Consider the following 18,988-nt stretch of genomic DNA (forward strand, 5'->3'; position numbering starts at 1 on the left):
AGGCCGGGATGGCGGGACGATGGGGAGCGCGGTTCGCGCAGGGCAGGCACTGGTCGACGGGAATCGACGTCGGCGCGGACGAGGTGAGGGTGGTCGTGCTGAGCCGGCGCGCCCGTGTCGCGGAGGTGTGCATCGAGGGGCTCGAGCGGGAGCCGGTCGGGCTGGCGGGCGGGCCGGACGACGCGCGCTGGGCCGCGGTCGCGCGTGCGCTGGCGGCGGCCGTGTCGCGGCTGTCGGCGGCGGGCGTGCGGTGCGACGCGCGCGGCGTGATGGCGCTGCACGACGACGAGATGCGTACCGCGACGCTGGACCTGGCCGGGCGTGACGACATCGCGGACGCCGCACGGCAGGCGGCCGAGCGAATCTCCGGGCTGGCGCCGGACAGTCTCGCGTTCGACTGGCGACAGGACGGCGGGGCGCGATCCGGTGAGATCGCGGTTGCGGTGGCTCCGCTGGCGCTGCTCGAGCGGCGGATCGACGTGGCGGCCCAGGCCGGTGTTGATCTGACGGCGGTCGACGGCGAGTCGGCCGCCGTGCTGCGCGCGTTGCGTTATGCCGCGCAGTTCGAGCTCGACGTACATGGCGGCTACGCCGGGCTCTGGTTCTGCGACTCGGGCGTGCACGGCTGGCGCATCGACGGCCCGGTGGCCGCACCGGTGCTCACGCTGTCCGGCGCCGTGCCGGGGGCGTTCGCCGATGCATTGCGCCAGCGTGCGCTCGGGGCCGCGCGCTGCGTCCTCGTGGCCGGGGACGAGCGGTGCATCGCCCGCTTCGGTACGTCCGTCGCCGAGATCGGCGACGTGCTCGGCGTGGTAGCGGTGCCGTTCGACTGCACGGGTTGGGACGGGCTGCCGTGCCCGCCCGCCGGCATGCCGCGTGGACCGGCGTTCGCCGTCGCGTTCGGGCTGGCGTTGCGCGGAGTGTGGGAATGATGGCCGGGCGCATTCCGATAAACGTGTTTGGGGCGGGTCCGGACGGCCGCGCGGGGCTCGGCGGCTTCAACCTGCTGCCGTACCGCGAGCGGCTGGCACAGGCGTTGAGGCGTCGCCGGGCCGTGCAGTGCGGTATGGCGATCCTGCTCGGCGTATTCGGCACCGGCTTGTGGACGGGCGTCGCCACCTTGTCGCGGTGGCGGGCGGACGCCGAGCGCGCGAGCGTGGAGGCGCGGCTGCGACAGTTGCAGCCGCAGGTGGGCGCCGCGACGCGCGCCGCCAACGCAGCCGTCGTCATCGCGCAGCGCGGAGTGCAGGCAGCCGCGCTGGCCGAGCCTTACCGGCGCGTCGCAGGGCTGCTGGCGACGCTGGCGCAAGTGCGTGACGGCACCGTCCGGCTCGACGCGCTGCGCACCACAGCGACCGGTGCCGTGCTCGATGCGCGCGCCACGAGTTACCGGGCGGCCGCGCGGTGGCTCTCGGCGATGGCACGCGAGCAGCGTGACTGGCGGATCGACATAGAGGCGCTGAAGCCGGCTTCGGAGGCTCCGGTCGCGGCGGCCGGGATGCCGTTCCGGTTCTCGGTCCAACTGCGCTGGCACGACGCGATGCCGCCGCGGCAACCGACAGGAGGTAGCGCATGACGGCGCTCACGCATCGGGGCGCGTTGCGCGGCGACGCGTGGCTGAGCGGCAAGTGGCGCGTGTCGCCGGCGGCTGCGCATGTCGCAGGCTGTGCGCTCGCGTTCGTCGCCGTACTGGCGGGCGGTATTCATCTGGCGAATTCTGGCGACTGGGGTGGGCTCGCGCACAGTCGCGCGTTGCTGGCGGCGGCGCAGGTGCGTGCGGCCGACGCGCAGCGCGTCCTCGCTGCCGCTGCGCAACGACGCGACGCACATCCGGCGCCAGCGCGCGACGATCGCTTGTCGCGTGTGCCGGAATGGGCCGCGCTGATGCTCGAACTGGCCGATCTCGCCGTATCGAGCGGGTTGAATGGCGTATCGATCGAGCCGCAGGGCGCCGATGGCGCGGTGCCGGATGGCCGGCGCACGGTGCGCATCGTCGCGGATGGCGGCTTTGGCGCGTTGTTGCACATGATCGGCGGGCTGGCGCGCTTCCCGGTACTGGCGGTGCCGTCGGCGCTGCGCGTTGAACGTGGCATGCAGTCGGCGCGGGTGGAAATATCGGTGGACGTGTTTCCGGCGCTGCCGGCGGTAACGGCCGCAGGTGGCACGGTACTGGTTCAGGCCGCCGCGCTCGACATCGATCCCTTCGGTGGGGCTGGCCCATCTGACGCGGAGGGTCGGGCGGCCCGCCTGGCCGGCACGATTCGCGACGCGCGTGCCGGTCTCGCGTTGTTCGACGATGGCGACGGTGCGTTCACGGCCGTGGCGCCCGGGGAAGCACTCGGCGCCGCGCGCGTGGTGCGTGTCGACCCCGCAGCCGTGACGCTCGCGACGGCCGACGGTGCGCATCGGCTCGTCATGGGCGATGGAGGTCGGCCATGACGAGATTTGGATATTGGACACTCGTCGTCTGGGCGGGGTTGACGGCGGCCGGCGCAGGCGCGTCGTTGCCGCCGTTGCCGGCCGCCTGGCCCGCCGTGTCGATGGATGCACGGGTGCCGGGCCTGCCGCCGCCGTCAGGCGTGGCCGGCAGCGTCGGCAATGACATATCGGCGGAGGCCGGTTCTCCGCCGTTCGATCAGGCGGTTCACGCGGCGGTTCAGGTGGAAGCCGAAGCCGCCGCAACGGCCCCCGGGCTTGAAGGGCCGCCGATCCCGTTGGCGCCGCCGGCCCGGATGAGCGACGCCGCGGCACGGCAACCCGGCGATGCGGACGACGCGCGGCGGATCTCGCTGAATCTGCAGGGCGCCGGGCTCGCCGCCGCGTTCGACGCGTTCGCGCGGTTCACGGGGCTCAATATCGTCGTCGGCGAGCAGGTGCGCGGCACCGTGACGTTACGTCTGAACAATGTTCGCTGGCGCGATGCGTTCGACACGCTGCTCGACACGCACGGGCTCGCGATGTCGCGGCGCGGCAACGTGATATGGGTCACGCCGGCGGCGGAACTGGCCGCGCGCGAACGCGAGCGCTTCGAGATGCATGCACGGGCCGCCGATCTGGAGCCGCTCGCGAGCCGTACATTCGCGCTGCGCTACTCGCGCGCGCAGGACGTGCAACGGCTGCTGGCCGGCGCAACCGGCCAGCGCCTGCTGTCGAAACGCGGCGCCGCGGCGGCCGATCCGCGCACGAACCTGCTGTTCGTCACCGACCTTGCCCCGCGTATCGCACAGATCGAGGGCCTGATCGATGCGATCGACCGGCCGTCGCGGCAGGTCCGGATCGAGGCCCGCATCGTCGAGGGGGAGCAAGGCTTCTCGCGCAATCTCGGCGCACGCGTCGCGCTGCGTGCGCAGGGGCGGCCGTCGTCGGGCGACGGCGCCACGTTCACGACGGACGCGCGCAACGCGCTCGACCTTGCCGCGCGGCCGCTCGGTGGCTTCGACGCGGCGACCGCCGGCTTCACGCTGTTCGCCGCGCCGCTCAGCCGCGTACTCGACGTCGAACTGAGCGCGCTCGAGGCGCAGGGGCGGGGCCAGATCGTTTCGCGTCCGCGCGTGGTGACCGCCGATCGCGTCAAGGCGATCGTCGAACAGGGGTCGGAGCTGCCGTATCAGGCCAAGGTCGGCAACGGCATGAGCGGCGTGCAGTTCCGCCGCGCGACGCTCAAGCTCGAGGTCGAGCCGCAGATCACGCCGGACGGGCGTGTGGTGCTCGACCTGGACGTGACGAAGGACAGCGTCGGCGAGCCGACGGCGGCCGGCCCGGCGATCCACACGAAGCACGTGCAGACCCGCGTCGAGGTCGAGGACGGCGGGACGGTCGCGATCGGCGGGATCTATGAACAACTGAACCGGAACGATGTGACGCGCGTGCCGCTCTTGGGCAAAATACCGTTTCTGGGCGCGCTTTTCCGGCACCGCGCGCAGCGCGACCAGCGCAACGAACTGGTCGTCTTCATCACGCCGACCGTCGTCGATGCGCGCTGCGAAGTGCACGGCGCGGGCGACGCAGATGCCGAGAAAACGGGGCCGGAAGCCGCCGGCGCAGGCTCGACAAGGCAGCCGCTTTGCCAGTAAGCTGCGCCACACACCAGCAAGATTGAAGCAGAGGAAGCCGTTGCAAGCGCGGGACCCACATGCAAACGTATTTTTCGTCGGCCTTATGGGAGCGGGTAAGACCACCGTGGGCCGCGCGGTCGCGCGTCGTCTCGACAGGACGTTTTTCGACTCCGACCACGAAATCGAGGCCCGCACGGGCGCGCGCATTCCGGTGATCTTCGAACTGGAAGGCGAGGCCGGGTTTCGCGATCGCGAAACGCAGGTGATCACCGATCTCACGCAGCGCGAGAACATCGTGCTCGCGACGGGCGGCGGCGCGGTGCTGCGCCAGGAAAATCGCGACTGCCTGAAAAACAACGGCATCGTCATCTACCTGCGTGCCAATCCGCACGATCTGTGGCTGCGCACGCGCAAGGACAAGAACCGCCCGCTGCTGCAGACCGAAGATCCGAAGGGGCGTCTCGAAGCGCTGTACGAAGTGCGCGACCCGCTGTACCGCGAATGCGCGGATTTCGTCATCGAGACCGGCCGTCCGTCGGTCAACGGTCTCGTCAACATGGTGCTGATGCAACTCGAACTGGCGGGCGTCATCGCCAAGCCGCTACAAGCATGATTACTGTCAACGTCGATCTGGGCGACCGCGCCTATCCGATTCACATTGGCGCCGGCCTGATCGGCCGCGCCGAGCTGTTCGCGCCTCACATCAAGGGTTCGTCCGTCACGATCGTCACGAACACGACGGTCGATCCGCTCTACGGCGACGCGCTGCGCGCGGCGCTCGCGCCGCTCGGCAAGCGCGTGTCGACGGTCGTGCTGCCGGACGGCGAGGCCTACAAGAACTGGGAAACGCTGAACCTGATCTTCGACGGCCTGCTGACCGAGCACGCGGACCGCAAGACGACGCTCGTCGCGCTCGGCGGCGGCGTGGTCGGCGACATGACGGGCTTTGCCGCCGCATGCTACATGCGCGGCGTGCCGTTCATCCAGGTGCCGACGACGCTGCTATCGCAGGTCGATTCGTCGGTCGGCGGCAAGACGGGCATCAACCACCCGCTCGGCAAGAACATGATCGGCGCGTTCTACCAGCCGCAGGCCGTGATCGCGGACATCGGCGCGCTGACGACGCTGCCCGATCGCGAACTGGCGGCCGGCGTCGCCGAAGTCATCAAGACCGGCGCGATCGCCGATGCGGAATTCTTCGACTGGATCGAGGCGAACGTCGGCGCGCTGAACCGTCGCGAGCCGGCTGCGCTCGCGCATGCCGTGAAGCGTTCGTGCGAGATCAAGGCGAGCGTGGTCGCGGCCGACGAGCGCGAAGGCGGCCTGCGCGCGATCCTGAACTTCGGTCACACGTTCGGTCATGCGATCGAGGCCGGGCTCGGCTACGGCGAGTGGCTGCACGGCGAGGCGGTCGGCTGCGGGATGGTGATGGCGGGCGACCTGTCGGTACGGCTCGGCCTGCTCGACGAAGCGTCGCGGCAGCGCCTCGACGCGGTGATCGCGGCCGCGCATCTGCCGACCCAGGGGCCTGCGCTCGGCGACACGCGCTATATGGACCTGATGCGTGTCGACAAGAAGGCCGAGGCCGGCGCGATCAAGTTCATCCTGCTGAAGCGATTCGGCGATACGCTGATCACGCAGGCGCCGGACGAGGCTGTGTTCGCAACACTGGCGCAGACGACGCGCTAACGGCGGCCCGGATGCCCGGCGCCCCTGACATGGAGGAGACGTGAGCGAGACATCCAGCAGCACACTGCCCGAAGCCAACCGCGCACCCGCTGCGCCGGTGGCCGAGCCGCCGACGCTGGCGGCGCTGGAAGCCCATCTCGCTCCGTATGCCGCCCACGCGTCGCAGTCGCGCGGCCGCCGCCATCCCGAAACGCCGCCGGCGGCGCGCACCGAGTTCCAGCGCGACCGTGACCGCATCGTTCATTCGACCGCGTTTCGCCGGCTCGAATACAAGACGCAGGTTTTCGTCAATCACGAAGGCGACCTGTTCCGCACACGCCTCACGCACAGCCTCGAAGTCGCGCAGATCGCGCGCTCGGTCGCGCGCAACCTGCGCCTGAACGAGGATCTCGTCGAGGCGATCTCGCTCGCGCACGATCTCGGCCATACGCCGTTCGGCCATGCCGGGCAGGACGCGCTGAACGCGTGCATGCGCGAGCATGGCGGCTTCGAGCACAACCTGCAGAGCCTTGCGGTCGTCGACGAGCTCGAGGAGCACTACGGCGCGTTCAACGGGCTGAACCTGTGCTTCGAGACGCGTGAAGGCATCCTGAAGCACTGCTCGCGCGAGAACGCGCGCAAGCTCGGCGCGCTCGGCGAGCGCTTCCTGCAGGGCCGCCAGCCGTCGCTCGAAGCGCAGCTCGCGAACATCGCGGACGAGATCGCCTACAACAACCACGACGTCGACGACGGCCTGCGCTCCGGCCTGATCACGATCGAGCAGCTCGCGGAAGTCGAGCTGTGGCAGCGCCACTACGAAGCGGCGCTCGCCGAATTCCCGCACCTCGAAGGCCGCCGGCTCGTGCACGAGACGGTGCGCCGCATCATCAACACGCTGATCGTCGACCTGATCGACGAGACGACGCGCAATCTCGCGCGCGTCGCGCCCGCGTCGCTCGACGACGTGCGCGCCGCGCCGCCGCTCGTGTCGCACAGCGAGACGGTCGCCGCACAGGCGGCCGCCCTCAAGCGCTTTCTCTTCAAGAACCTGTATCGCCACTACAAGGTGATGCGCATGGCGAGCAAGGCGCAGCGCGTCGTCACGGGGCTGTTCGACGCGTTCATCGAAGATCCGCGCCTGCTGCCGCCGCCGTACCAGTCGGAAGACCAGGCGCAGCAGCCGCGCCTTGTCGCACACTACATCGCCGGCATGACCGATCGCTTCGCGCTGAAGGAATATCAGCGCCTGTTCGTCATCAACGACAACTGACTGTCACAAACGATCACTAGACTTCGCCGGTTCAATGGCGACGGGAATGTTGCACACGCTGTTGGTAACGTTTTCATAGGAGAGAGGTCGATGAAGAAGAAGCCTGCGGGGACCGTGGTTCGTTCGATCGCGCTTGGCGGCGCGCTGATGTTCGGTGTGCAGCATATGGCGCTCGCCGCGACGGAGATCCAGTTCTGGCATGCGATGGAGGCCGCGCTCGGCGAGCGGGTCAACGCGATCGCCGAGCAGTTCAACGCGTCGCAGAGCGACTACAAGATCGTGCCGGTCTTCAAGGGCACCTACGACCAGGCGCTCGCGGCCGGCATCGCCGCCTATCGCAGCGGCAACGCGCCGGCGATCCTCCAGGTGTATGAAGTCGGCACCGCCACGATGATGCAGGCGAAGAAGGCCGTCGTGCCTGTCTACGACGTGTTCAAGCAGGCCGGCGTGCCGCTCGACGAAAAGGCGTTCGTGCCGACCATCTCGAGCTACTACAGCGACGCGAAGACGGGCCATCTCGTGTCGATGCCGTTCAACAGCTCGACGCCGGTGCTGTACTACAACAAGGATGCGTTCAAGAAGGCCGGCCTCGATCCGAACCAGCCGCCGAAGACGTGGGCCGACGTGAAGGCCGATGCCGAGAAGCTGCGCAAGTCGGGGATGGCGTGCGGCTTCACGACCGGCTGGCAGGGCTGGATCCAGCTCGAGAACTACAGCGCATGGCACGGGCTGCCGTTCGCGAGCCGCAACAACGGCTTCGACGGCACCGACGCCGTGCTCGAATTCAACAAGCCGCAGCAGATCGCGCACGTCGCGTTCCTGCAGCAGATGGCCAAGGACGGCACGTTCACGTACGCGGGCCGCAAGGACGAAGCGTCGGCGAAGTTCTACAGCGGCGACTGCGGGATCCTGACGACGTCGTCGGGCGCACTCGCGAACGTGCAGAAATTCGCGAAGTTCAGCTACGGCACGGGGATGATGCCGTACGACGCGAACGTGAAGGGCGCGCCGCAGAACGCGATCATCGGCGGTGCGAGCCTGTGGGTGCTGGCCGGCAAGGATCCGGCGACCTACAAGGGCGTCGCGAAATTCCTCGCCTACCTGGCCTCGCCGGCCGTCGCCGCGAAGTGGCATCAGGACACGGGCTACCTGCCCGTCACGACGGCCGCGTACGACCTCACGCGCCAGCAGGGCTTCTACGCGAAGAACCCGAGCGCCGAAACCGCGATCAAGCAGATGCTGAACAAGCCGCCGCTGCCGTACACGAAGGGGCTGCGCCTGGGCAACATGCCGCAGATCCGCACGGTCGTCGACGAGGAGTTCGAGCAGGTCTGGGCGGAGAAGAAATCGCCGAAGGACGCGCTCGATTCGGCGGCCTCGCGCGGCGACGAGCTGCTGCGCCGCTTCGAGAAGTCGGGCGGCTGAGCACGCATCGCTTCGTGCCGCCGGACGTGCCGCGCTTGCGCGCGTGCCGCCCGGCGGCGCGGTTTCCTTTCCGTTTCGCCTGACCGGATATCCGCGATGCAATCCCGTTCCCGCTTCGGTACGAGCCTGGTGCCGTACCTGCTGATCGCGCCGCAGCTCGCGATCACCGCCGTGTTTTTCCTGTGGCCGGCTGGCGTCGCGCTGTGGCAGTCGACGCAGATGCAGGACGCGTTCGGCACGTCGAGCGAGTTCGTCGGCCTCGCGAACTTCACGCACCTGTTCGCCGATCCGCTGTATCTCGATTCGTTTCGCACGACCCTCGTGTTCAGCTCGCTCGTCACGGTGAGCGGGCTCGTCGTGTCGCTGGTGCTCGCCGCGTGCGCCGACCGCGTGATCCGCGGCGCGCGCGTGTACCGCACGCTGCTGATCTGGCCGTACGCCGTCGCACCGACGATCGCGGCCGTGCTGTGGGCGTTCCTGTTCAACCCGAGCATCGGGCTCATCACGTATGCGCTCGCGAAGGGCGGCATCGTGTGGAACCACGCGCTGAACGGCGGACAGGCGATGTTCCTCATCGTGCTCGCATCGGTGTGGAAGCAGGTGAGCTACAACTTCCTGTTCTTCTACGCGGGCCTGCAGGCGATCCCGCGCTCGCTGATCGAGGCGGCGGCGATCGACGGTGCCGGGCCGGTGCGGCGCTTCTTCAACATCGTGCTGCCGTTGCTGTCGCCGACGAGTTTCTTCCTGCTGGTCGTGAACCTCGTCTACGCGTTCTTCGACACGTTCCCGGTGATCGACGCGGCCACCGGGGGCGGCCCGGCGCAGAGCACGAAGACGCTGATCTACAAGATCTTCGCGGAGGGCTTCCAGGGGCTCGACATCGGTAGTTCGGGCGCGCAGTCGGTCGTGCTGATGATCATTGTCGTCGGGCTCACGGTGATCCAGTTCCGCTTCGTCGAACGCAGGGTGCAATACGCATGATCGAAAATCGCAAGGGCTTCGACCTGTTCTGCCACGCGGTGCTGATCGCGGGCGTCGTGCTGATCGTGTTCCCCGTCTACGTCGCGTTCTGTGCGGCGACGATGAACGCGCAGGAAGTGTTCACGGTGCCGCTGTCGCTGGTGCCGAGCACGCACCTGTTCGAGAACATCGCATACATCTGGGGGCACGGCAGCGGCGGCACGACGGCGCCGTTCGGCCGCCTGCTCGTCAACAGCTTCGCAATGGCGCTCGGCATCGCGGTCGGGAAGATCGCGATGTCGATCCTGTCCGCGTACGCGATCGTCTATTTCCGCTTCCCGTTCCGCAACACGGCGTTCTGGCTGATCTTCATCACGCTGATGCTGCCGGTCGAGGTGCGGATCTTCCCGACCGTGCAGGTCGTGTCGACGCTGCACCTGACGAACACGTACGCGGGGCTCACGCTGCCGCTGATCGCATCGGCGACCGCGACGTTCCTGTTCCGCCAGTTCTTCATGACGCTGCCGGACGAGCTGATGGATGCCGCGCGCATCGACGGCGCGGGGCCGCTGCGCTTCTTCTGGGACGTCGTGCTGCCGCTGTCGAAGACGAGCATCGCGGCGCTGTTCGTGATCACGTTCATCTACGGCTGGAACCAGTATCTGTGGCCGATCCTGATCACGACGGAGGCGTCGCTGTCGACGGCGGTGGTGGGCATCAAGACGATGATCGCGAGCGGCGACGCCGCGACCGAATGGCAGTACGTGATGGCGGCGACGCTGCTGGCGATGGTTCCGCCGCTCGTCGTCGTGCTGGCGATGCAGCGCTGGTTCGTGCGCGGCCTCGTCGATTCCGAGAAATAAATGACGGACGGCAACCGGGAGAAAGACCAAGTATGGCTGCGCTGAGCTTGAAGGGCGTCAGGAAATCCTACGACGGCAAGCAGCACGTGCTGCATGGCATCGACGTGGAGATCGCCGACGGCGAATTCATCGTGCTGGTCGGCCCGTCGGGCTGCGGCAAGTCGACGCTGCTGCGGATGATCGCGGGCCTCGAGACGGTGACGGACGGCGAGATCGCGATCGGCGAGCGCGTCGTCAACACGCTGGAGCCGAAGGATCGCGACATCGCGATGGTGTTCCAGAACTATGCGCTGTATCCGCACATGACGGTCGCGCAGAACATGGGCTACGGGCTGAAGATCCGTGGCATCGAGCGCGCGACGATCGATTCGCGGGTGGCCGCGGCGGCGAAGATCCTCGAACTCGAGCCGCTGCTCGCGCGGCGGCCGCGCGAGCTGTCGGGCGGCCAGCGGCAGCGCGTCGCGATGGGGCGTGCGATCGTGCGCGAGCCGTCGGTGTTCCTGTTCGACGAGCCGCTGTCGAATCTGGACGCGAAGCTGCGCGTCCAGATGCGGCTCGAGATTCAGCGGCTGCATGCGCGGCTCGCGACGACGAGCGTCTACGTGACGCACGACCAGATCGAGGCGATGACGCTCGCGCAGCGCGTGATCGTGATGAACCGCGGTTACGCGGAGCAGATCGGCGCGCCGGTCGACGTGTACGAGAAGCCGGCGACGGTGTTCGTCGCGGGCTTCATCGGCTCGCCGGCGATGAACCTGATGCACGGCCGGCTGTCGGACGACGGCGCGACCTTCACGGTCGCGGGCGGCGGCCCGGCGCTGCCGGTCGCCGGCGCGCCCGGCATCGGCACGGCGATCGCCACCGGGCGCGACTGGGTGCTCGGCGTGCGTCCGGAACACATGACGCCGCAGCCGGGCGTCGCGCAGGCGACGCTGCCCGTCGACTCGTGCGAGCTGCTCGGCGCGGACAATCTCGTGCACGGCCGCTGGGGCAATCATGACGTCGCGGTGCGCCTGCCGCACGCCGACCGTCCGGCGCGCGGCACGGCGCTGGCGGCCGCACTGCCCGCGCACCGGCTGCATTTCTTCGATCCCGAGACCGGCAAGCGTGCCGACTGAACCTGCTGCACCTGGCGAGAGACCGACGATGACTTCCCGTACCGACTGGCCCTACCCACGCGTCGTCGCCCATCGCGGCGGCGGCACGCTCGCGCCGGAGAACACGCTCGCCGCGCTCGACGAGGGCGCGCGACGCGGTCACCGGATGGTCGAGTTCGACGCGAAGCTGTCGGCCGACGACGTGACGTTCCTGCTGCACGACGACACGGTCGACCGGACGTCGAACGGCCACGGGGCGGCGGCGGACATGCGCTATGCGGCGCTGGCCGCGCTCGACGCGGGCGCGTGGCTCGACGCGCGCTTCGCGGGCGAACGGATGCCGACGCTCGAGGCGGCGGCGGCGCGCTGCATCGCACACGGGCTGGCCGCGAATGTCGAGATCAAGCCGTGCCCGGGGCGCGAGCGCGAGACCGGGCAGCGCGTGGCGGCCGATGCGGCCGCGTACTGGCGCGATGCCGACGTCCCGCCGCTGCTGTCGTCGTTCTCGTTCGATGCGCTGCAACAGGCGCGTTCGACCGTGCCGGCGCTGCCGCGCGGGATGCTTTACGAGGCCGTGCCGGACGACTGGCATGCGCAGGTCGTCGGTGCGCTCGGCTGCGTTTCGTTGCATGCAGACCACAAACGGCTCGACGAACCGCTCGTGCGGGCGATCAAGGCTGCCGGGCTGCGGATCCTGGTGTACACGGTCAACGACCTCGAACGGGCGCGCGAACTCGCCCGCTGGGGTGTCGACGCGGTCTGTACCGACCGGATCGACCTGATCGGCCCCGACGCGCTCGACGACATCGCGTAGTGCCGGGTCCCGCGCGATGGCCGGTGCGGGAAGACCCTGAGACAAAAAAACGACGCCCCGACGGGAATCCGCCGGGGCGTTTTGCATCGTGGAGACGTTACGTCACGAAAAATCCGCTACAAATTGCAGCAGGATTAACCATTCCCCAAATATTCGACTACGCTTAGAAGCGGTAACCGACGTTCAGGTACGTCACGATCGGGTTCAGCGAGATGTGAGCCTTCGACGTTTCCGTCAGCGTACCGACCTGGGTCCGCTTGGCCGTCGTGAAGGTCGCCGTCACGCTGACCGGGATGTACGACATCGAGAAGCCGGCAAACCAGTGCTTCGTGAAGTTGTACGTGAAGCCGGCGTTGAACACGGGCGCCCACTGGTTGCTGGTCTGCGCGCTGGTCGGGCCGCCGAGCACGCCGTTCTCGAACGAGCTGTTCGTGATCTTCGCGCCGGTGAACCAGATATACGTCGCGCCGACGCCGACATACGGACGGAACTTCGCGTTGGCGTCGTTGAAGTAGTACTTCAGGAGGAGCGCGGGGCTCCACTGGTACGCGCGGCCGAGCGTACCGAAACTTGAGAACTGGCCCTTGCCTGTGATGTCGAACTTCGGCGGGATGCCGGCGATGAACTCGGTGGCGATGTGGTCGGTCACGAAGTAGCCGGTCGCCAGCGCGAGCGTGTCGGCATCGCTGATGCCGGCACCGGTGTTGGGAACCGACTGGTTGATGGGCGTGCCGCCTACGCCGTACAGGAACAGCGGGTCGCTGCTGTCTTGCGGTGCGAGGTGCAGCCAGCCGGTGCTGACGTAGAAATCACCTGCGGATTGTGCATGTGCCGTACCGCCCGCGAACGTGAATGCGAGCGCTGCGGCCCCCGTAATGGCCAGTTTTCGTTTCATTGTGTCTCCTCCGATCAAAGGCGTGCTCATTATGACGACTGCGTTTAAAACCAAACAAGCTCGTAAGTTAGAGTTTTCTCCCTAGGATTCGTACGACCGTACGCTTTCGCGCGCCGCAGGGACAGGCATTCTACGCAGGTGCGCATTTTCGGACCTACGGGTATTTCCTAACGCGTTCAAACGGACATTCAGCATGGCACGGTTAGCACGACTCTACGTTCCCGACCAGCCGCAGCACGTGATTCTGCGCGGCCTGGATCAGCAACCCGCGTTCGTCGACGACCAGGACTACGAACTCTTCATCGATTGCCTGAAGGCCGCCGCACGCGATCATCACCTGTCGGTGCATGCCTACGTGCTGCTGCCGCGCCAGGTGCAACTCCTCGTGACACCGAGCGACGAGGCGAGCCTGCCGAAGGCAATGCAGGCCGTCGGCCGTCGTTACGTCGCGCATTTCAACCGGCGCTATTCGCGGCGCGGCACCCTGTGGGAAGGCCGCTATCGCGCGACGGTGATCGAAGGCGAGCGCTATTTCCTGCTCGCGAGCCGCGTGGTCGAGATGAGCCCGGTGCGCGCGCAGCTCGTCGCGACGCCCGAAGCCTATCGGTGGTCGAGCTACCGGCATCACGTCGGGCTCACCGTCGACAGCCTGATCACCGACCATCCGCTCTACTGGGCGCTCGGCAACACGCCGTTCGACCGTCAGCGTGCGTACAAGGAGCTGTGCGAGCAGCCGCTCGACGAGCGGCAGGCCGACCAGCTGCAGCAGGCGACGCTCAAGGGCTGGGTGCTCGGCGGCGAGAATTATCGCGAGTGGGCGGCGCGTACCGCGAACCGGCGCGTGTCGCCGCTGCCGCGCGGACGCCCCAGAAAGGTGCGTGAGAACACGCCGCCGATTCAGCAGTAACGCGGGAACGGCGGTCGAGGAGGCGGCGCTGCGTGCGCCGCTTCTTTTTGCACCAAAATGATACGGCCCCAATAAAATGGCACCAGATCGAAGCATCTGTTTAATTGGGGTTCGATCAAGCGGTTTTTGTTGCTATTCCTTTGATTCGTCGCGTATATTCCGAATTCCGGTGGCCCGGGAGAAGCATGCCCAGCCACTGACGGCCGCGCCGTCTCCCGTCGGGAGCGGGATGACGGCAACAAAAAATGGTTCAACGGCCCTCCAGGCCCCCTTTACGACGGTGTCCCCATGAACGACCACCAGCAGCCGCTCGCCGCGGTGCCCGCCGCACAAGGTCTGTACGACCCGCAAAACGAACACGACGCCTGCGGCGTCGGCTTTGTCGCTCACATCAAGGGCAAGAAGAGCCACGAGATCATCCAGCAGGGTCTGAAGATCCTCGAGAACCTCGACCACCGCGGCGCGGTCGGTGCCGATCCGCTGATGGGCGACGGCGCGGGCATCCTGATCCAGATTCCGGACGCGTTCTATCGCGAGGAAATGGCGAAGCAGGGCGTGATGCTGCCGCCGGCCGGTGAATATGGGGTCGGGATGATCTTCCTGCCGAAGGAAAACGCATCGCGTCTCGCGTGCGAGCAGGAGCTCGAGCGCACGGTGAAGGCCGAGGGCCAGGTCGTGCTCGGCTGGCGCGACGTGCCGGTCGACCATGCGATGCCGATTTCGCCGACCGTGAAGGCGAGCGAGCCGCTGATCCGCCAGATCTTCATCGGCCGCGGCAAGGACATCATGGTGACGGACGCGCTCGAGCGGAAGCTGTACGTGATCCGCAAGACGGCGAGCCACCGCATCCAGGCGCTGAAGCTCAAGCACGGCAAGGAATACTTCGTGCCGTCGATGTCGGCGCGCACGGTCGTCTACAAGGGGCTGCTGCTCGCGGGCCAGGTCGGCGTGTATTACCGCGACCTGCAGGACGCGCGCGTCGTGTCGGCGCTCGCGCTCGTGCACCAGCGCTTCTCGACCAACACGTTCCCGGCGTGGGAACTGGCCCACCCGTACCGGATGATCGCGCACAACGGCGAGATCAACACCGTGAAGGGCAACGTGAACTGGCTGAATGCACGCACCGGCGCGATCGCGTCGCACGTGCTCGCCGACGACCTGCCGAAGCTCTGGCCGCTGATCTACCCGGGCCAGTCGGATACCGCATCGTTCGACAACTGTCTCGAACTGCTGGTGATGGCCGGCTACCCGCTCGTGCACGCGGTGATGATGATGATCCCGGAAGCGTGGGAACAGCACACGCTGATGGACGAGAACCGCCGCGCGTTCTACGAATACCACGCCGCGATGATGGAGCCGTGGGACGGCCCGGCCGCGATCGCGTTCACCGACGGTCGCCAGATCGGCGCGACGCTCGACCGTAACGGCCTGCGTCCGGCGCGCTACATCGTCACGGACGACGACCTCGTCATCATGGCGTCGGAAGCCGGCACGCTGCCGATCCCCGAATCGAAGATCGTCAAGAAGTGGCGCCTGCAGCCGGGCAAGATGTTCCTGATCGACATGGAGCACGGCCGCATCATCGACGACAAGGAACTGAAGGACAACCTCGCGAACGCGAAGCCGTACAAGAGCTGGATCGACGCCGTGCGCATCAAGCTCGACGAGATCGAGCCGAAGGCCGAGGAAGTCGCGGCCGGCCGCACGCAGGGCGCCGCGCTGCTCGACCGCCAGCAGGCGTTCGGCTACACGCAGGAAGACCTGAAGTTCCTGATGGCGCCGATGGCGCAGCAGGGCGAAGAGGCCGTCGGTTCGATGGGCAACGACTCGCCGCTCGCGGTGATGTCGAACAAGAACAAGACGCTCTATCACTACTTCAAGCAGCTGTTCGCGCAGGTCACGAACCCGCCGATCGACCCGATCCGCGAGAACATGGTCATGTCGCTCGTGTCGTTCATCGGCCCGAAGCCGAACCTGCTCGACACGAACAACATCAACCCGCCGATGCGTCTCGAAGTGTCGCAGCCGGTGCTCGACTTCAAGGACATCGCGAAGATCCGCGCGATCGACCAGTACACGGGCGGCAAGTTCAGCGCGTACGAACTGAACATCTGCTACCCGGTCGCGTGGGGCAAGGAAGGCATCGAGGCGCGCCTCGCGTCGCTGTGCGCGGAAGCCGTCGACGCGGTGAAGTCGGGCTACAACATGCTGATCGTGTCGGACCGCAAGACGGATGCCGAGCACGTCGCGATTCCGGCGCTGCTCGCCACGTCGGCGATCCACACGCACCTCGTCCAGCAAGGGCTGCGCACGAGCACGGGCCTCGTCGTCGAGACGGGCTCCGCGCGTGAAACGCACCACTTCGCGCTGCTCGCGGGCTACGGCGCGGAAGCCGTGCACCCGTATCTCGCGATGGAAACGCTCGCGAAGATGGCCGAAGGCCTGCCGGGCGACCTGTCGCCGGAGAAGGCCGTCTACAACTTCACGAAGGCGGTCGGCAAGGGCCTGCAGAAGGTGATGTCGAAGATGGGCATCTCGACGTACATGTCGTACACGGGTGCGCAGATCTTCGAAGCGCTCGGCCTGTCGAGCGACCTCGTCGAGAAGTACTTCAAGGGCACGGCGTCGAAGGTCGGCGGCATCGGTCTGTTCGAAGTCGCGGAAGAGGCGATCCGCCTGCACCGCGACGCGTTCGGCGACAACCCGGTGCTGCGCGACATGCTCGATGCGGGCGGCGAGTACGCGTACCGCGTGCGCGGCGAAGACCACATGTGGACGCCGGATTCGATCGCGAAGCTGCAGCACGCGACGCGCAGCAACTCGTACCAGACGTACAAGGAATACGCGCACCTGATCAACGACCAGACCAAGCGTCACATGACGTTCCGCGGCCTGTTCGAGTTCAAGGTCGAGCCGACCAAGGCGATCCCGATCGACGACGTCGAATCGGCGAAGGACATCGTCAAGCGCTTCGCGACGGGCGCGATGTCGCTCGGCTCGATCAGCACCGAGGCGCACGCGACGCTTGCGATCGCGATGAACCGGATCGGCGGCAAGTCGAACACCGGCGAAGGCGGCGAGGACCAGAAGCGCTACCGCAACGAGCTGCGCGGCATCCCGATCAAGGCCGGCGAGACGCTGAAGTCGGTGATCGGCGATGAAATCGTCAGCGACATCGCGCTGAAGGACGGCGATTCGCTGCGCTCGAAGATCAAGCAGGTCGCGTCGGGCCGTTTCGGCGTCACCGCCGAGTACCTCGCGTCGGCCGACCAGATCCAGATCAAGATGGCGCAGGGCGCGAAGCCGGGCGAAGGCGGCCAGCTGCCGGGCCACAAGGTGTCCGAGTACATCGGCAAGCTGCGTTACTCGGTGCCGGGTGTCGGCCTGATCTCGCCGCCGCCGCACCACGACATCTACTCGATCGAGGATCTGGCGCAGCTGATCCACGACCTGAAGAACGTGAACCCGAGCTCGAGCATCTCGGTGAAGCTGGTGTCGGAAGTGGGCGTCGGCACGGTCGCGGCCGGTGTCGCGAAGGCGAAGGCCGATCACGTCGTGATCGCCGGCCATGACGGCGGCACGGGCGCATCGCCGCTGTCGTCGGTCAAGCATGCGGGCACGCCGTGGGAACTCGGCCTGGCCGAAACGCAGCAGACGCTCGTGCTGAACCGCCTGCGCGGCCGCATCCGCGTGCAGGCCGACGGCCAGATGAAGACGGGCCGCGACGTCGTGATCGGCGCGCTGCTCGGCGCGGATGAATTCGGCTTCGCGACGGCGCCGCTCGTCGTCGAGGGCTGCATCATGATGCGCAAGTGCCACCTGAACACGTGCCCGGTCGGCGTCGCGACGCAGGATCCGGTGCTGCGTGCGAAGTTCCAGGGCCAGCCCGAGCACGTCGTGAACTACTTCTTCTTCGTTGCCGAGGAAGTGCGCGAGATCATGGCGCAGCTCGGCATCGCGAAGTTCGACGACCTGATCGGCCGCGCCGACCTGCTCGACACGCGCAAGGGCGTCGAGCACTGGAAGGCGAAGGGCCTCGACTTCTCGCGCGTGTTCTACCAGCCGGAAGAGTGCGAGGACGTCGCGCCGCGTCACGTCGACGTGCAGGATCACGGCCTCGAGCGCGCGCTCGACCACGTGCTGATCGAGAAGGCGAAGGCCGCGATCGAGAACGGCGAGCATGTGTCGTTCATCCAGCCGGTGCGCAACGTGAACCGGACGGTCGGCGCGATGCTGTCGGGCGTGATCGCGAAGAAGCACGGCCACGACGGCCTGGCCGACGACGCGGTGCACATCCAGCTGAAGGGCACGGCCGGCCAGAGCTTCGGCGCGTTCCTCGCGAAGGGCGTGACGCTCGACCTCGTCGGCGACGGCAACGACTACGTCGGCAAGGGCCTGTCGGGCGGCCGGATCATCATCCGCCCGACCAACGACTTCCGCGGCAAGTCCGAGGAAAACATCATCTGCGGCAATACGGTGATGTACGGCGCGATCGAAGGCGAATCGTTCTTCCGCGGCGTCGCGGGCGAGCGCTTCTGCGTGCGCAACTCGGGCGCGACGGCGGTCGTCGAAGGGACGGGCGACCACGGCTGCGAATACATGACGGGTGGCACGGTCGTCGTGCTCGGCGAGACGGGGCGCAACTTCGCGGCCGGCATGTCGGGCGGCCTCGCGTACATCTACGATCCGGACGGCACGTTCGCGGCGAAGTGCAACAAGTCGATGGTCGCGCTCGAGCCGGTGCTGCAGGCGGCCGAGCAGGAGCGCACGGTCGACCGCGCGCTCTGGCATGCGGACACGACGGACGAAGCGCTGCTCAAGGGGCTCGTCGAGCGTCATTTCCAGTTCACGGGTTCGCCGCGCGCGAAGTCGCTGCTGGAAAACTGGGACGCGGCGCGCCGCCAGTTCGTGAAGGTGTTCCCGCACGAATACAAGCGCGCGCTCGGCGAGATCGGTGCGAAGAAGGCGGCGAAGGAAGTGCTGGCCGCCTGAGCGACGAACGACATAGCGAATGCCGCGCGCGCATGACTGCCG

At 67.5% G+C, this 18,988-nt stretch carries 15 protein-coding genes; 14 read left to right on the forward strand and 1 reads right to left on the reverse strand.

Translation table 11 applies throughout. The features are described 5' to 3' along the window. The first annotated feature begins 8 nt into the window (after positions 1-8). The 12 genes from ACN22W_RS01925 (at position 9) to ugpQ (ending at position 12,152) form a co-directional block, all read left to right on the forward strand. Positions 9-932, forward strand: a complete 924-nt coding sequence (locus tag ACN22W_RS01925; protein ID WP_419685985.1) for a competence protein ComA — start codon at positions 9-11, stop codon at positions 930-932. Then, positions 932-1,576: a fimbrial protein gene (locus tag ACN22W_RS01930; protein WP_419687354.1), complete on the forward strand. Its 645-nt coding sequence runs from the start codon at positions 932-934 to the stop codon at positions 1,574-1,576. The genes ACN22W_RS01925 and ACN22W_RS01930 overlap by 1 nt, the downstream gene beginning before the upstream one ends. Next, the gene (locus ACN22W_RS01935) at positions 1,573-2,439 is read left to right on the forward strand and encodes a pilus assembly protein (protein WP_419685986.1); all 867 of its coding nucleotides are present in this window, start codon (positions 1,573-1,575) and stop codon (positions 2,437-2,439) included. The genes ACN22W_RS01930 and ACN22W_RS01935 overlap by 4 nt, the downstream gene beginning before the upstream one ends. Beyond that, the gene (locus ACN22W_RS01940) at positions 2,436-4,073 is read left to right on the forward strand and encodes a type IV pilus secretin PilQ (RefSeq protein WP_419685987.1); all 1,638 of its coding nucleotides are present in this window, start codon (positions 2,436-2,438) and stop codon (positions 4,071-4,073) included. The genes ACN22W_RS01935 and ACN22W_RS01940 overlap by 4 nt, the downstream gene beginning before the upstream one ends. 40 nt (positions 4,074-4,113) lie before the next feature. Next, positions 4,114-4,668 (forward strand): shikimate kinase, encoded by a 555-nt coding sequence (locus ACN22W_RS01945; RefSeq protein ID WP_419687356.1) that lies wholly within the window; start codon positions 4,114-4,116, stop codon positions 4,666-4,668. Further along, positions 4,665-5,744, forward strand: coding sequence for a 3-dehydroquinate synthase (gene aroB / locus ACN22W_RS01950; protein WP_419685990.1), 1,080 nt, complete (start codon positions 4,665-4,667; stop codon positions 5,742-5,744). The genes ACN22W_RS01945 and aroB overlap by 4 nt, the downstream gene beginning before the upstream one ends. Positions 5,745-5,784: 40 nt before the next feature. Next, on the forward strand, positions 5,785-6,993 hold the full coding sequence (locus tag ACN22W_RS01955) for a deoxyguanosinetriphosphate triphosphohydrolase (protein WP_193097496.1): 1,209 nt from the start codon (positions 5,785-5,787) through the stop codon (positions 6,991-6,993). 90 nt (positions 6,994-7,083) lie between these two features. Next, positions 7,084-8,418 (forward strand): sn-glycerol-3-phosphate ABC transporter substrate-binding protein UgpB, encoded by a 1,335-nt coding sequence (gene ugpB / locus ACN22W_RS01960; RefSeq protein ID WP_419685991.1) that lies wholly within the window; start codon positions 7,084-7,086, stop codon positions 8,416-8,418. A 96-nt stretch (positions 8,419-8,514) separates the two neighbouring features. Further along, entirely contained in the window at positions 8,515-9,399 is an 885-nt protein-coding gene (gene ugpA, locus ACN22W_RS01965) for a sn-glycerol-3-phosphate ABC transporter permease UgpA (protein WP_193097497.1), read from the forward strand. After that, complete coding sequence (ugpE, locus tag ACN22W_RS01970) at positions 9,396-10,241, forward strand: sn-glycerol-3-phosphate ABC transporter permease UgpE (protein WP_129513535.1); 846 nt, start codon at positions 9,396-9,398, stop codon at positions 10,239-10,241. The genes ugpA and ugpE overlap by 4 nt, the downstream gene beginning before the upstream one ends. A gap of 32 nt (positions 10,242-10,273) precedes the next feature. Further along, positions 10,274-11,359, forward strand: coding sequence for a sn-glycerol-3-phosphate import ATP-binding protein UgpC (locus ACN22W_RS01975; RefSeq protein WP_048251426.1), 1,086 nt, complete (start codon positions 10,274-10,276; stop codon positions 11,357-11,359). A 28-nt stretch (positions 11,360-11,387) separates the two neighbouring features. After that, on the forward strand, positions 11,388-12,152 hold the full coding sequence (ugpQ, locus tag ACN22W_RS01980) for a glycerophosphodiester phosphodiesterase (protein ID WP_129513537.1): 765 nt from the start codon (positions 11,388-11,390) through the stop codon (positions 12,150-12,152). Between the two features lie 163 nt (positions 12,153-12,315). Here the strand turns inward: ugpQ and ACN22W_RS01985 are convergent, their stop codons facing one another. After that, complete coding sequence (locus ACN22W_RS01985; protein WP_193097500.1) at positions 12,316-13,047, reverse strand: OmpW/AlkL family protein; 732 nt, start codon at positions 13,045-13,047, stop codon at positions 12,316-12,318. Positions 13,048-13,240: 193 nt separating this feature from the next. Between ACN22W_RS01985 and ACN22W_RS01990 the strand changes: the two genes are divergently transcribed. Next, positions 13,241-13,954 carry a transposase gene (locus tag ACN22W_RS01990; RefSeq protein ID WP_006477151.1) on the forward strand — a complete coding sequence of 238 codons (714 nt, stop codon included), beginning with the start codon at positions 13,241-13,243 and terminating at the stop codon, positions 13,952-13,954. A 288-nt stretch (positions 13,955-14,242) separates the two neighbouring features. Continuing rightward, complete coding sequence (locus ACN22W_RS01995) at positions 14,243-18,946, forward strand: glutamate synthase-related protein (RefSeq protein ID WP_419685994.1); 4,704 nt, start codon at positions 14,243-14,245, stop codon at positions 18,944-18,946. Positions 18,947-18,988: the final 42 nt, after the last annotated feature.

The organism is Burkholderia theae (assembly GCF_048565265.1).
GTDB classification, from domain to species: Bacteria; Pseudomonadota; Gammaproteobacteria; order Burkholderiales; family Burkholderiaceae; genus Burkholderia; species Burkholderia theae.